The 13,706-nt window shown below is 71.8% G+C and carries 10 protein-coding genes and 1 pseudogene; 6 read left to right on the forward strand and 5 right to left on the reverse strand.

Going from position 1 to position 13,706, the window contains the following annotated elements:
• From ACQP2X_RS34110 to ACQP2X_RS34125, 4 genes are read left to right on the forward strand one after another with little or no spacing between them, the layout of a single operon-like run.
• Nucleotides 1-597, forward strand: a complete 597-nt coding sequence (locus tag ACQP2X_RS34110) for a hypothetical protein (protein WP_498688954.1) — start codon at nt 1-3, stop codon at nt 595-597.
• On the forward strand, nt 591-1,553 hold the full coding sequence (locus ACQP2X_RS34115) for a LacI family DNA-binding transcriptional regulator (RefSeq protein ID WP_498688956.1): 963 nt from the start codon (nt 591-593) through the stop codon (nt 1,551-1,553). The genes ACQP2X_RS34110 and ACQP2X_RS34115 overlap by 7 nt, the downstream gene beginning before the upstream one ends.
• Complete coding sequence (locus tag ACQP2X_RS34120; RefSeq protein WP_498688958.1) at nt 1,550-2,995, forward strand: FGGY-family carbohydrate kinase; 1,446 nt, start codon at nt 1,550-1,552, stop codon at nt 2,993-2,995. Before ACQP2X_RS34115 ends, ACQP2X_RS34120 begins: the two co-directional genes overlap by 4 nt.
• Nucleotides 2,992-4,629, forward strand: coding sequence for a fucose isomerase (locus tag ACQP2X_RS34125; RefSeq protein ID WP_498688960.1), 1,638 nt, complete (start codon nt 2,992-2,994; stop codon nt 4,627-4,629). Before ACQP2X_RS34120 ends, ACQP2X_RS34125 begins: the two co-directional genes overlap by 4 nt.
• On the opposite strand, the gene ACQP2X_RS34130 is transcribed toward ACQP2X_RS34125, so the two are convergent.
• Nucleotides 4,626-5,303, reverse strand: a complete 678-nt coding sequence (locus ACQP2X_RS34130) for a hypothetical protein (RefSeq protein WP_498688961.1) — start codon at nt 5,301-5,303, stop codon at nt 4,626-4,628. The two genes, ACQP2X_RS34125 and ACQP2X_RS34130, sit on opposite strands and share 4 nt — an antisense overlap.
• 86 nt (nt 5,304-5,389) lie before the next feature.
• Here ACQP2X_RS34130 and ACQP2X_RS34135 point away from each other — a divergent pair, with 86 nt between their 5' ends.
• Nucleotides 5,390-6,064: a GAF domain-containing protein gene (locus tag ACQP2X_RS34135; RefSeq protein ID WP_498688962.1), complete on the forward strand. Its 675-nt coding sequence runs from the start codon at nt 5,390-5,392 to the stop codon at nt 6,062-6,064.
• A 141-nt stretch (nt 6,065-6,205) separates the two neighbouring features.
• Nucleotides 6,206-10,567, forward strand: coding sequence for a S8 family serine peptidase (locus tag ACQP2X_RS34140; protein ID WP_498688964.1), 4,362 nt, complete (start codon nt 6,206-6,208; stop codon nt 10,565-10,567).
• Between the two features lie 57 nt (nt 10,568-10,624).
• Here the strand turns inward: ACQP2X_RS34140 and ACQP2X_RS34145 are convergent, their stop codons facing one another.
• The 4 genes and pseudogenes from ACQP2X_RS34145 to ACQP2X_RS34160 form a co-directional block, all read right to left on the reverse strand.
• A complete protein-coding gene (locus ACQP2X_RS34145; protein ID WP_498688966.1) occupies nt 10,625-11,080 on the reverse strand; it encodes a winged helix-turn-helix domain-containing protein in 456 nt (151 codons plus the stop codon).
• Nucleotides 11,081-11,299: 219 nt separating this feature from the next.
• Nucleotides 11,300-12,262: a hypothetical protein gene (locus tag ACQP2X_RS34150; protein WP_498688968.1), complete on the reverse strand. Its 963-nt coding sequence runs from the start codon at nt 12,260-12,262 to the stop codon at nt 11,300-11,302.
• A gap of 11 nt (nt 12,263-12,273) precedes the next feature.
• Nucleotides 12,274-12,810 (reverse strand): OmpL47-type beta-barrel domain-containing protein, encoded by a 537-nt coding sequence (locus tag ACQP2X_RS34155; protein ID WP_498701100.1) that lies wholly within the window; start codon nt 12,808-12,810, stop codon nt 12,274-12,276.
• Nucleotides 12,811-12,825: 15 nt separating this feature from the next.
• A pseudogene (locus tag ACQP2X_RS34160) lies at nt 12,826-13,677 on the reverse strand (cupredoxin domain-containing protein); the annotation flags it as partial.
• Between the last annotated feature and the right edge of the window lie 29 nt (nt 13,678-13,706).

The following is a 13,706-nucleotide window of genomic DNA, read 5'->3' on the forward strand; positions in this document are numbered from 1 at the left end:
ATGGCTGTTTTGACTAACGAGACCTGGTCGGGCGCCACCGCGTTCTGGCACGAGCTCCCCCGCACTCTCGCGGCCGGGGTGGTCACTCTGGCCGCGTCGGTCCCGCTCTCCCTCTGTTTGCTGTACGGCGCCCCACGCTGGCTCGCGGCGGCCACAGTGCTTCCGATCCTCGTGTCCTTGACCGGTGTCGCCTCGTTCGCGGCCCAGGTGGCGCGGGGTGACGGGCCGTCGCTGTCCGCGCTGCGCCGCGTCGATCCCGTACTGGCGCTGTTGTTGTCGGTCTCCGGTCTGGCTCTTCTCGCCCCCTGGGGCGCCGTGCCGGCCGCGGCCGTGGTGATCGTCGGGCCGTTCGCGCTGGCCTACGGTGCGGTGCGGGGCAAGCGTGGCCTGGCGGCGCTGCGCGGCGGGGCCATCCTCGCCGCGTACCGCCCCGCCTGGGCCCTGACCCTGACCGGCCTGACCGTGCTGGCCGGTTTCGCGGCCGCCGCCTCGGCCGGCGTGCTGGCCTTCGTGGTGGCGCCGCTGCTGCTGACGATCGCCGCCCGGCAGACCGGCGCGCTGCTGGCGGAGATCGACGCCGTGCAGTCCGGATGGTGACGATCTACGAGGTGGCCGCCCGCGCCGGCGTCTCCCCCTCGACCGTGAGCCGCGTCCTGAACGGCGCCAAGGTCTCCCCCGAGTCGGAACGGCTGGTCCGGGCCGCCGCCGAGGCCCTCGCCTTCACCCCCAACCGCACCGCCCGCCGCCTGCGCGGCCAGCACTCGGCGGTGATCGGCCTGATCATCCCGGACATCGAGAACCCGTTCTTCACCGCGCTGGCCCGCGGCGTCGAGGACCGGGCCAGCGAGAAGGGCTACTCCGTGGTGCTCTGCAACACCGACGAGGATCCCGGCCGCGAGGCCACCTACATCGACATCGCGCTGGCCGAGCACATGGCCGGCGTGATCCTGGCCCCGGCCGACGACGCCAGCGACGTGAGCCGCCTGGTCGACCTGGGCCGCCCGGTGGTCGCCGTCGACCGCAGCCTGGCCCGGGCCGACGTCGACGCGGTCACCGTCGACAACCGGGCCGGCGGCCGGTCGGCGGCCGAGGCGCTGTTCGCGGCCGGCTTCACCCGGGTCGCCTGCATCACCGGCCCGGCCTCGGTCGAGACGGCCCAGCTGCGCATGGCGGGCTGGCGGCAGGCGGCGGCCCGGCACACCGGCTCGGCCTATCTCGAAGACCTCCTGCGCTACGCCGACTACCGCGTGGAGGGTGGCCGCAAGGCGATGGCCGACCTGCTGGCCCAGCCCGACCCGCCGGACGCCGCCGTGGTGGCCAACAATTTGATGGCGGCCGGCGCTCTGGAGGCGCTGCACGACGCCGGTCTCGCCCCGCCCGCGTTCGGCCTGGCCGTCTTCGGCGACCTGCCGTTCGCGTCGTTCGCCCGGCGCGGCATCCGCGTCGTCGACGTGCCCGCCCGCGAGCTCGGCGCGGCCGCGGCCGGCCTGCTCCTGGAACGCATCGGCGGCGACACCAGCCCGGCCCGCACCGTGGTTCTGAGGGCGCTGTGAGCCTCTACTTCGGTGTCGACATCGGCACCTCCAGCAGCAAGGGCGTCCTCGTCTCGGCCGATGGGGCGGTGCTGCGGTCGGCAGCGCGCGAGCACACGGTCGACCGCCCGCATCCCGGCCACGCCGAGATGGACGCTTCACTTTGGTGGGACGAATTCGTCTCGCTGGCCGAGGAGCTCACGGCCGGGGTCACCGTCGCCGCGGTCGGGGTCAGCGGTATGGGCCCGTGCGTTCTGCTGACGGACAAGGCCGGAAAGCCGTTGAGAAAAGCGATCCTGTACGGGGTGGACACGCGCGCCACCGCGGAGATCGCCGCCCTGACGTCGCAGCTCGGTGGCGCCGACACGATCCGGGAACGGTGCGGTTCGGCCCTCTCCACGCAGTCGGTGGGGCCGAAACTGGCCTGGCTGGCGGCGCGCGGCGTCCGGGGCGACCGCCTGTTCATGCCGGCCTCGTGGCTGGCGTACAAACTCACCGGCGCCTACACGCTCGACTACCACTCGGCCAGCCAGTGCACGCCGCTCTTCGACACGCACGCGCTGGACTGGTACGAGCCATGGGTCTCACTCATCGCGCCCGATCTGGAACTGCCGCCCCTGGCCTGGCCCGGCGACGTCGCCGGGACGACCACACGGGCGCTGGCCGGCATCCCGGCCGGGACGCCGGTCATCACCGGCACGATCGACGCGTGGACCGAGGCGGTCAGCGTCGGCGCGCAACGGCCGGGCGATCTGATGCTGATGTACGGCACCACGATGTTCCTCATCGCCACGGTCGACCGCCCGCTCACCAGCCCGGTGATGTGGGGAACGGTCGGCGCCTTCCCGGGCACCCGCAACCTGGCCGGCGGCATGGCCACCTCGGGCGCCGTCACGTCATGGTTGCGCGACCTCACCGGCTCCGATTTCCCGTCGCTCGTCAAGGAGGCGGAGGAATCCGGACCCGGCGCCCGAGGGCTGCTCATGTTGCCGTACCTCGCGGGCGAGCGCACGCCGCTGATGGACCCCGACGCCCGGGGCGTCATCGCCGGCCTGACCGTGGAACACACCCGTGGCGACCTCTACCGGGCCGCGCTGGAGGCGACCGCGCTCGGCGTCCGCCACAACGTCGAGGTCCTGCGGGACTCGGGCGCCGGCATCAAGCGGGTCGTCGCGGTCGGCGGCGGCACCCGCGGCGGCCTGTGGACCCGTATCGTCTCCGACGTCACCGGCCTGGCCCAAGTGGTGCCGCGGGTGACCACCGGCGCCTCCTACGGAGCGGCCTATCTGGCCGCGCTCTCCCAGGAACCCGTGGACATCGACGCCTGGAACCCGGCCGCCGAGACCGTTCGGCCGTCCACCGAAGACGGCTACGACGAGCTGTACGGGCTCTACCGCGACCTCTACCCCGCCACCCGCTCGATCGCGCACACCCTCGCCACCCGCCAACGGAGGATCCCATGACCTCGTACACCCTCCCCGCCGTACCGTCACGTCCCGCCCTGGACCCGAACACCGCCTATCTCATCGCCAGCGGCGACCTCCGGCCCGCTGCCAACCGGGCCGGATGGCCGGTCCAGGAGCAGATGGAGGCCGCCGTCACCGCCGCGCTGGCCGAGCTGGGCTGGACCGTCCGGCGCGCACATGCGTACAACCGGGAACTTGGTCATGGCTTCATCTCGAGCCAGCGGATGGGGTTGGAGGTCTTCAAGACGATCCCGCCCGACGCGCCACTGATCGTGGCCGAGGCCGTGTGGCAGTACAGCCACCACGTGCTGGCCGGGCTGCGGACCCACCGCGGCCCGATCCTGACCGTGGCGAACTTCGCCGGTGACTGGCCCGGCCTGGTCGGCCTGCTCGGTGTCAACGCGGGCATGGCCAAGATGGGCGTGCCCTACTCGACGATCTGGTCGGTCGATTTCACCGACGAATGGTTCAAGGCCGGCCTGCGCAGCTGGGTGGTCAACGGGACCATCGACCACGACACGTCCCACGTTTCCGAACTCCCCGCCCTGCCGGAAAGCCCGGAGACGGACCTCGGCCGGGCGCTGGCGGCGGAACTGCTGGCCGACAAGGCCATCATCGGCGTCTTCGACGAGGGCTGCATGGGCATGTACAACGCCATCATCGACGACGAACTGCTCAACCCGTTGGGCATCTACAAGGAGCGCCTGTCACAGAGCGCGCTGTGGGCCGAGATGCAGCGCGTCCCCGACGCCGAGGCCGACGCGGTCGGCGCCTGGCTGCTGGCCAAGGGCATGACCTTCGAGCTGGGCACCGACGAGGCGTCCGAGCTGACGGAGGCGCAGCTGCGCTGGCAGTACAAGATGTACATCGCGGCCCTGCGCATCAGCGACGACTTCGGCCTGGACGCGGTGGGCATCCAGTATCAGCAGGGCCTGAAGGACATCTGCCCGGCTTCCGACCTGGCCGAGGGCCTGCTGAACAACGCCGACCGCCCACCGGTGACATCCCGCGACGGCGCCCGGGTGCTGTGGGAGGGCAGCCCGCTCCCCCACTTCAACGAGGCCGACGAGGGCGTGGCCGTGGACGCCCTGATCACCAACCGGCTGTGGACCGCGATGGGCCTGGACCCGGCGACCACACTGCACGACATCCGCTGGGGCGAGGACTACGACGGCGAGTTCGTGTGGGTCTGGGAGATCTCCGGCTCGGTCCCGCCGTCCCATTTCGAGACGGGCTACGCCGAGGCGGTGGGGCTCCGCCAGGACCCGGTCTACTTCCCGCTGGGCGGCTCCACCATCAAGGGCATCTCCAAGCCGGGCGAGGTGGTCTGGTCCCGGGTCTTCATCCAGAACGGCACCGTGCACGCCGACCTGGGCCGGGCCACCGCGGTCACCCTGCCGCCCGAGGAGTCGGAGCGCCGCTCGCAGGCCACCACCCCGGCCTGGCCCATCATGCACGCGGTTCTGCACGGCATCACCCGAGACCAGTTCATGGCCCGCCACAAGGCCAACCACTTGAACGTGGCCTATGCCCCCGACGCCGCCACCGCCGACAAGGCCCTGCTGGCCAAGGCGGCCTTCTTCGCCGCCCTCGGCATCGAGGTCCACCTCTGCGGAAAGGTGACCCTCTAGCCGGGCCCCAGCTCGGTCACGCCGTTCGTGAAGGTCAGGTACGCGTCTGAGAGCACTGTGTCGCGGCCCGGCTCGAGGTGGCCCTCGGCCGATCCGGGGAGGGCCAGACCGAGCTCGGGCCACGTGCCGCCGACCGCGCCGGTCAGGGACGTGCCGGTCTGCTCCGCGTAGTCGGCCAGGGCCGCGAGGTTCTGGCGGTAGAGCACGCTGTCCCGGCCCGGCGCGGTCACGCTGAAACGCAGGCTGTCCGGGCCGGGCGGGGCGTAGACGCGGCCCTCGGCGGCCGGGCCCAGCACCGCCAGGTCGCGGGGCCAGAACGGCATCGCCAGGGCCACGTGTGGCCTCAGTGCCGTCCGCACGTGCAGCGACGGGCCGGGCAGCTCGATCTCGGCCCGGAAGACGCCGATGGCCGACTCGATCAGCAACCGCGCTCCGGTGCCGGTCGGGTCGGTCGCGGTGACCCTCGGGTGGCCGTGCGGGCAGTGCGCCACCCGCAGGGCCACCCTCGACTGGCCGGGCAGCCGGGCCACGATCCAGACCGAGCCCGCGCTGACCACGGCCGCGACGGCGGCGTCCCGCGCGGTGGCGCTCCAGCAGGGCGTTCCTCCGCCGCCGCCGGGCAACATCCAGGGTGAGACCGCCTCCGTGCGGCGCTCGTCGAAGCCCACGCTCATGATCACCGGCGTACCCCGCAAGGATCATGGCAAACCGGGCGAATACCGACCCGTTACGAGGGTATGCGGGCGGGGTGAACGGGCCCTTGGCTTCGGCGTTGACCGCCCTGGCGGCGACACCGGACCACGCGCCGGGTGTGCCGGGGCGACTGACGGCCATCGCGCGGCTCACCACCGAGCGGGTCGCGGCCGCGCACTACTGCTCGATCACCGCGCTGCGCGGCCCCGAGTACACGACCGTGGCCGTCAGCGACGAGCTGATCCGCGCGGTCGACGACGCTCAGTACCGCGACAGTGCCGGGCCCTGCCTCGACGCCCTGCGCGCGAACGAGCCGGTCGGCGTGCCCGACATCGGCCTGACCGTGCGATGGCCCCGCTTCCACGAAGAGGCGCCCGCCCTGGGCCTGCGTGCCTCGGTGTCCGTGCCGCTGTTCGCCGGCCGCGGTGACGCCGTGGCCGTGCTCAACGTCTACAGCCGCGACCATGTCGCCATGGCCCCGCTGATCGCCGGGATCTGCCTCGTGCACGGCGAGCGCGCCGACGCCCGGCTCGACGCGCTCGAGCCCGGAGGGCGGGAGCTGGTCGAGGGCTACACCGAGGCCCTGAGCGTCCGGGCCACGATCCGGATGGCGATCCAGCTGATCCGGGCCGCCGCCGGCTGCGGCGGCGACGAGGCGTACCTGGCCCTGTGCGCCCGGGCCGGCGAGGCCGGCACCGACCTGGCCGAGGCGGCGGCCAAGGTGGTCGGCGAGGCCCTTTAAACGACCCGACGCATTTTGCTGACCGGGTGACCACCGATTGCTCATCGCGCGTCTTGAGCATCGATGAATGTGGATCTTAGCGTGCTGTTCAGGTGGCCGGCGTGATCCGTCCGGCGCCCGAGACCCCATGAGGGAGACAGCATGGCGAGAGGTAGACACCTCAAACGTACGGCAGGAGCCTTGGCGATGCTCGTCGCCACGGCCGGATTCGTCGCGGTCGGCGGCAGCGCCCAAGCGGCACCCAAGGACAAGGTCCGGCCCGAGCTCGCCGCGCAGATGGCGGCGCGCGGGGGCGGCGACTTCTGGATCCGGTTCGGCGGCAAGGCCGATCTGAGCGCGGCCAGCAAGATCAAGGACTGGAACGAGCGGGGCACGGCCGTGGCCGCCGCCCTCAAGAAGGCCGCGGCCGGCAGCCAGGGCGCCGTCAAGGCCGAGCTCGACCGGGACGGCACGAAATATCAGGCCTTCTGGGCCACCAACGCCATCAAGGTCAGCGGCGGCTCGGCCGATCTGGTGCAGAGCCTCGCGGCGCACTCGGAGGTCGAGGGCCTCTACCCGGCCGTGGCCATCGAGGTGCCCAAGGTGGCCGAGGGCACGAACGAGAAGGCCGTCGACGCGGTCGAGTGGGGCATCGCCAACATCAAGGCCGACAAGGTCTGGGAGCAGTACGGCGTCACGGGCGAGGGCATCACCGTCGCCAGCATCGACACCGGCGTGCAGTTCGACCACCCGCAGCTGGTGGGCTCCTACCGGGGCAACAACGGCGACGGCACCTTCACCCACGACTACAACTGGTTCGACGCCGCCGGCGCCTGCGGCAGCGGCGGCGCCCCCTGCGACACCAACGGGCACGGCACCCACACGATGGGCACCATGGCCGGGGCGACCGACATCGGTGTGGCGCCGGGCGTCCGCTGGATCGCGGCCAACGGCTGCTGCCCCTCGGACGCGGCGCTCATCTCGTCCGGTCAGTGGCTGCTCGAGCCGACCGACCACACCGGGGCCAACCCGGACGCGAGCAAGCGCCCGAACATCATCAACAACTCGTGGGGCACCACCCAGCCCTCGACCGAGCCGTTCATGCAGGACGTCACGGACGCCTGGGAGGCGTCGGGCATCTTCGGCGTCTGGTCCAACGGCAACATCGGGCCCGGTTGTACGACCAGTGGCTCACCCGGCAGTCTCGCCGCGAACTACTCGGCCGGCGCGTACGACGTCAACAACGTCATCGCCGAGTTCTCGTCGCGCGGCGCCGGGCAGAACGGTGAGCTCAAGCCGAACATCGCCGCCCCCGGCGTGAACGTCCGGTCGAGCTGGCCGGGCAGCGGCTACAACAGCATCAGCGGCACCTCGATGGCCGCACCGCACCTGGCCGGCGCGATCGCGCTGGCATGGTCGGCCGCTCCGGCTCTGGTCGGTGACATCGCCGGCACCAAGGCGCTGCTCGACACCAGCGCCACCGACACCGGCGCCACGCAGTGCGGTGGCTCGACCGACGACAACAACGTCTTCGGCGAGGGCCGCCTCGACGCGCTGGCGCTGGTGGCCGCCGCTCCCGTGGGCGACACCGGCACGCTGGCCGGCAAGGTGACCGACGCCGCGACCGGCGCGCCGATCGCCAACGCCACGCTCGCCCTGACCGGCGAGGCCGAGCGGGACGTGGTCACCGGCACCGACGGCACCTACTCGACGCGGCTTCCGGCCGGCGCCTATCAGGTGGCCGTCTCGGCGTACGGCTATGGCTCGAAGTCCTTGACCGCGACCGTCACCGCCGATGAGACGAGCACCGCCGACGTGGCCCTGACGGCCGTGCCGACGGTGACGGTCGGCGGCACGGTCTCCGACGGCTCGGGGCACGGCTGGCCCCTGTACGCCAAGGTGACCGTGGCCGGCCCGGGCGGCGTCTCCGACTACACCACGCCCACGAACGGCCGCTACAGCGTGAAGCTGCCGGCCGGGGCCTCGTACAAGCTCACCTTCACCCCGCAGTACCCGGGCTACGAGACCGTGACCAAGGACGTGGCCGTCGGCACCAGAAACGTCACGCAGAACGTGGCCGTGCCGGCCTCGGCCGACGACTGCACGGCGGCGCCCGGCTACGAGTTCGCCTCCGACGGCGTGTACCAGACGTTCGACGCCGCGCCCGGCGACTGGACGGTCGTCGACCACACCGGCAACGGGCAGGTCTGGAAGTTCACCGACGACCGCAAGCGGGGCAACAACACCGGCGGCGCCGGCGGCTTCGCCATCATCGACAGCGACGGCTACGGCGGCGGCAGCAAGCAGAACACGTCGCTGGTCAGCCCGGTGGTCGACCTGACCGGCGTCAGCGCGCCGGTGGTCCGGTTCGACCAGGAGTTCCGCCAGTACGGCTCCGAGCGCACCGACGTCGAGCTCAGCGTCGACGGCGGCACGACCTGGGAGACCGTGCTCTCGCAGACGGCCGGCGTGACCGGCCCGGCGCGCACCGAGGTGGCGATCCCGCAGGCCGCGGGCAAGTCCCAGGTGCAGGTCCGCTTCCACTACGTCGACGGCTCGTACGCCTGGTGGTGGGAGGTCGACAACGTCCTGATCGGCAGTGAGGTCCGCTGCGAGCCGGTCGACAGCGGCCTGGTCGTCGGGCACGTCAAGGACGGCAACACCGGCGGGTACGTCAACGGCGCCACCGTCACCAGCAAGGACGCCCCGGCCGACAAGGCCACCACGGTCGCCACGCCGGACGACACCGAACTGGCCGACGGCTTCTTCTGGATGCTGTCGACCAAAACCGGCACGCACACGTTCGACGCCACGGCCGGCAGCTACGCCGCCGGCAGCGCGACCGTGAACGTCGAGGCCGACTGGGTCACGGCGGCCGCGTTCGAGCTGGGCGCCGGGCGCCTCGAGGTCGCACCGGCCTCGCTCAGCACCGACCTGCGGCTGCCCGACGGCACCGCGAACAAGAAGTTCACCGTCACCAACACCGGCACCCAGCCGGTCACCGTGGAGTTCGGTGAGCGCGACAGCGGCTTCGAGATGCTGAAGGCCGACGGCAGCAAGGCGTCCCGTGAGGCCATCCTGGCCGCGCCGGGCGCGGCGGCCCAGCGGCTGACCGTGGCGACCTCGTTCGCGGCCAAGCCCTCGGGCAAGGCGGCGGCCACGGCCACCACCGCGGACGGCCCGCTGGCCGAGCCGTGGACCAACATCGCCGAGTACCCGGGCAAGGTCATGGACAACCGGGTGGTGAACCTGGACGGCAAGGTCTACTCGATCGGCGGCACCGACGGGTCGGTCGCGGCCAAGGCCAACTACGTCTACGACCCGGCCACCCAGGCCTGGACGGCGATCGCGGACCTGCCCGAGGCCCGCTCGGCGATGACTGTGGGTGTCATCGACGGGAAGATCATCGCCACCGGTGGCTGGGGCGCCTCGGGCACCGAGGCCGCCACGTGGTCGTACGACCCGGGCGCGAACGCGTGGACGCGCAAGGCCGACAACCCGGCGCCACGCTCGGCCGCCGGCCAGGCGGTCGTCGACGGCAAGCTGTACGCGGTCGGCGGCTGCACCACCTCGGGCTGCCTGCCGATGTCGAACAGCGTGGTCCGCTACGACGCGGCCGCCGACAGCTGGGAGACGCTGGCGAACTACCCGAAGTCGCTGGCGTTCGCCTCCTGCGGCGGCATCGACGGCGCGGTCTACTGCTCCGGCGGCAACGACGGCTCGGCCTCGCTGAAGGCCGGTTACGCCTTCGACGTGGCCGGCGGCACGTGGAGCCCGATCGCCGACGCTCCGTCCGACCACTGGGCGGCGTCGTTCGCGGTGGCCAACGGCAAGCTGCTCGTCGTGGGCGGTTCGCAGGCCAACGCGGTCACCAACGCCGGTTTCGCGTACGACCCGGCGGCCGGCACCTGGGCCGCCCTGCCGAACGCCAACACGGCCCGCTACCGCGGCGCCGCGGCGTGCGGCTTCTACAAGGTCGGCGGCTCCTCGGGGTCGTTCAACGCGACGGCCAGCGGTGAGGTCCTGCCGGGTCTCGAGGAGTGCGCCGAGGGCGGCGACGTCAGCTGGCTGACGATCGACAAGCCGTCGGTCACGCTGGCCCCGGGCAAGAAGGCCACGGTCACGGTCGGCATCACCGCCGCCGTGGACCAGCCGGGCGCCTACACGGGCCTGGTCACCATCAAGGAGAACACTCCCTATTCGGTGCCGCCGGTCGGCGTGACCCTGAACGCCTCGCCCCCGAAGACCTGGGCCAAGCTGATGGGCACGGTCACCGGGGCGTCCTGCACCGGCGGAAGCGGCTCGCCGCTGGCCGGGGCGACGGTCCAGGTGGACTCGTGGGCCACGTCGCTCACGTTCGCCACGGAGGCCGACGGGACGTACGCGTACTGGCTCGACAAGCGCAACAACCCGCTCACCCTGATCGCCGCCAAGGACGGCTGGAAGCCGCAGGCCCGCACCACGAAGATCAACCCGGCCGCGCCGAAGGTGGAGAACTTCGCTCTCCTGCCCGTGCGCTGCTGATCCCTCCGAGAGAGCAAGCCGGCCCGTCCGCGTTCGACGCGGGCGGGCCGGCCCCTTTCACAGCGAGAACCGGATGCCGACGCCCCGGATCGCGTGGATGGTCGCGGCCACCCCGAGCCGGGCCAGCTTGCCGCGCACCCGGCGCACCATGGAGTGGATGTCCGAGCCGCGCCCGACGTGCTCGCTGCCCCAGACTTCGAGATGCAGTCGCTCGTACGTCAGCACGCGCCCCGGAGCGCCGACCAGGCACCGCAGGAAGTCGTGCTCCAGCGGGGTCAGCGCCACCTCACGGTCGAGCCAGCACAGCACCCGCCGGTCGGAGTCGATACGCAGCCCGCTCTCGCTGGATTCCAGCGGTGGCGGCGCCACCACGTCGAGGAACCGCCGCGCCTGGTCCACCGTGGACACGATGACCACCGTTCCCGCGCCGTCGAGCAACTGAGCGAGCTTCCTGCGGCCGTCCGGCGACGATGCGATGCCGATGGCCAATGATGGGACCGCACTCTCCGCCATGCCCCCGCCTCCCGACAGTGATGCCGTCATGGGTGACGATAAATCCGGTTTGTCACGTTCTTGTTAACCCGTGGCTCGTCCATCGAGATAAGGCTATGTGGCCTGCTGGGACCGCTGGTGGCGATCTTGCGCCATGTCATATCTCCGCCACCGCCGGTCCGGTGAAAAGGGAACCGGCCCCGGACGGCGAGCGTCCGGGGCCGGTGGGAGAGAACAGGATCAGAGATCCGCGGGACCCGCGGCGACGGCCTCCTGGACGGCGTCCACACGCCGCTCCTCGGCCTTGCCGGTGTCGTCCTGGCGCGGAGCGGCCGCCCGAGCCGCCGAGCGGGCCGCGGATGCCGCCGGAGGATCGGTGACCACGCCGCGGCGGATCCGGTTGTTGTCGGCGATCTGGGCCACCGGCGTGTTGCCGGTGGCGGTCAGCACGCCGTCGATGATGTTGTCGTCGACCGTGACGCCACCCGTGGTGCTGGTGACGCTGACGTCCTTGCCCCAATATCCGCCCGAGGCGCAGGAGTCGAGCGGGCCGTTCGGGCCGAGCTGCACCCCGCCCAGGTTGCCGGCGAACGTGGCCTTGCCGCGCACCGAGCTGCCGCAGACGACGCTGCCGGTGGCGCTGTTGAGCACCGAGAGCGTGCCGTCCACGAACGAGTCGTGCAGATCGGTGTAGTACGTCCCGGTGCTGCTGACGCTGCCGGTGATCTGCGTGCCGTCGTCGAGACGTACCTCTCCGGCCTGGACGTTGACACTGCCCGTCACCGAGGCGCGCTCGGTGAACAGGAAGCTGTCGACCGTCGTGGTTCCCTTGGGGCGCACGGTGATGGCGCCGGTCGCGGCGTCCTTGAGGAAGACGCCGTAGCCACCGGCGGCCAGCACGACCGGGCCCGAGACCGTGGTGTCCGAGGCGTCGAAATATCCGTTGCCGGCGATCCGCACGTCACCGGCGAGCTGGCCGCCGGCGATGACCAGGTTGCCGCCGGCGGCGACGCTGACGTTGCCGGTGACGATGGTCCCGGTCAGCGAGCAGGACTCGCCGGCCGGCACGTAGAGGTCGTTCGGGACGGTGACCGCCCCGCCGGTGCCGATGCAGTAGGTGACGAGCGCGGCGTTGGCCGGCGCGGCGGCGGCGAGAACACCGGCCGCGGAGAAGGCGGTGACGGCAGCCAGGAATCTCTTCACGGAACTCTCCTTCATGATCCGATGTCCGAACGGGCGGCCGCGCGGACGATCGTGCCCTGCTGCCGTTTGGTGAGGGTGCCGCCGGTGACGAGCGCGGCGGTGACGGTCTCCACGTGCCGGACGAAGGCGGCGTGGTCGGCGTAGTCACCGTGCTCGGCGACCAGATCGTTGATGGTGCAGCCGTTCCCGGTGGCCTTGTTGGGCACGCCGGTGTCGTCGCCGTCGATGATCACGGTGGCCCGGGTGTCCGGCACCGGGCATTCGCCCGTGCCCGATCCGACGACCGTGAACGTCTCCGACTCCTCGGACGAGGTGTTGCCGGCCTCGTCGGTGGCCTTCGCCCGCACGGTGTGCTCGCCGAGCCCCGTGATCCTGAGCGGCGCCGTATACGCCATCCAGGCGCCGGAGTCCAGCGCGTACTGGATCGTTCCGGGCTCCGAGGATCCCACTGTCACCGTGGCCACACCGGGCTGGTTGTCCACGTCGAGGGTCACCGTGGGTGCGGTGGTGTCCGGCTCCTCCGGCTCGACGACCGTGAAGTGCGACATGTGCTCGGCCGAGGTGTTGCCCGCGTTGTCGGTCGCCCGGAAGTGCAGCATGTGCATCCCGGGGGTGTCGACGACGATCGGGGCGGTGTACGCGGTGAAGGCCGCCCCGTCGAGCGAGTACTCGATCCGGGCCACGCCCGAGTCGTTGTCGGACGCCGTGAGCGTGGCGGTGACCGTACCCACGTAGTTGCCGTCGCCGTCACGGTCCCCGGCGAGTTGCACGGCGACCGTCGGCGGCGTCGTGTCCTCGTCCGGTTCCGGCGCCACGACCGTGAAGGCGAGCGAGCCCTCGGCCGAGGCGTTGCCCGCCTTGTCGGTCGCCTTGTAGCGGACCGTGTGCGCTCCGAGCGCGGTCACCGCGACCGGCGCCGTGTAAGCCTGGAACGCTCCGCCGTCGAGGGCGTACTGGACGGTGTCGACGCCCGAACCGCTGTCCGACGCGGCCACCGTGACGGTGGCCGAGCCGATGTAGTTGCCGTCGCCGTCCCGGCTGCCGGCCGCCTGGGCCGACACCGTCGGCGGCGTGGTGTCCGGGTCGGGGTTGCCTTCGGTGACCACCAGCTCGCCGACCATCTGGCCGTGCCCGGGGATGGAGCAGAAGTAGCGGTAGCGCCCCGGGGTCAGAGTCACGGTCGCCGTGTGGCGGCCGTTCTCGGCGTCGAACGGGTTGGCCAGGATGTTGAGGGTGACGTCGTGGTTGTAACCCTCGGTGGACGTGTCGAAGGTCAGCGTGTGCGGCATACCGGTCGTGTTGCCGGTGGCCGCGCTGTTCTCGAACACGATGGTGGTCTCGCCGGCGACGGCCTGGGCCGGCGCCGACTTGTAGGCGGTGATGCCGTCGTCGGCCGTCCACGTCAGCGTCTGCGCCGCCGACGCGGGGGCGGCCGGCGCCAGGA

This window comes from Actinoplanes sp. CA-131856 (assembly GCF_050956135.1).
Lineage (GTDB): Bacteria > Actinomycetota > Actinomycetes > Mycobacteriales > Micromonosporaceae > Actinoplanes.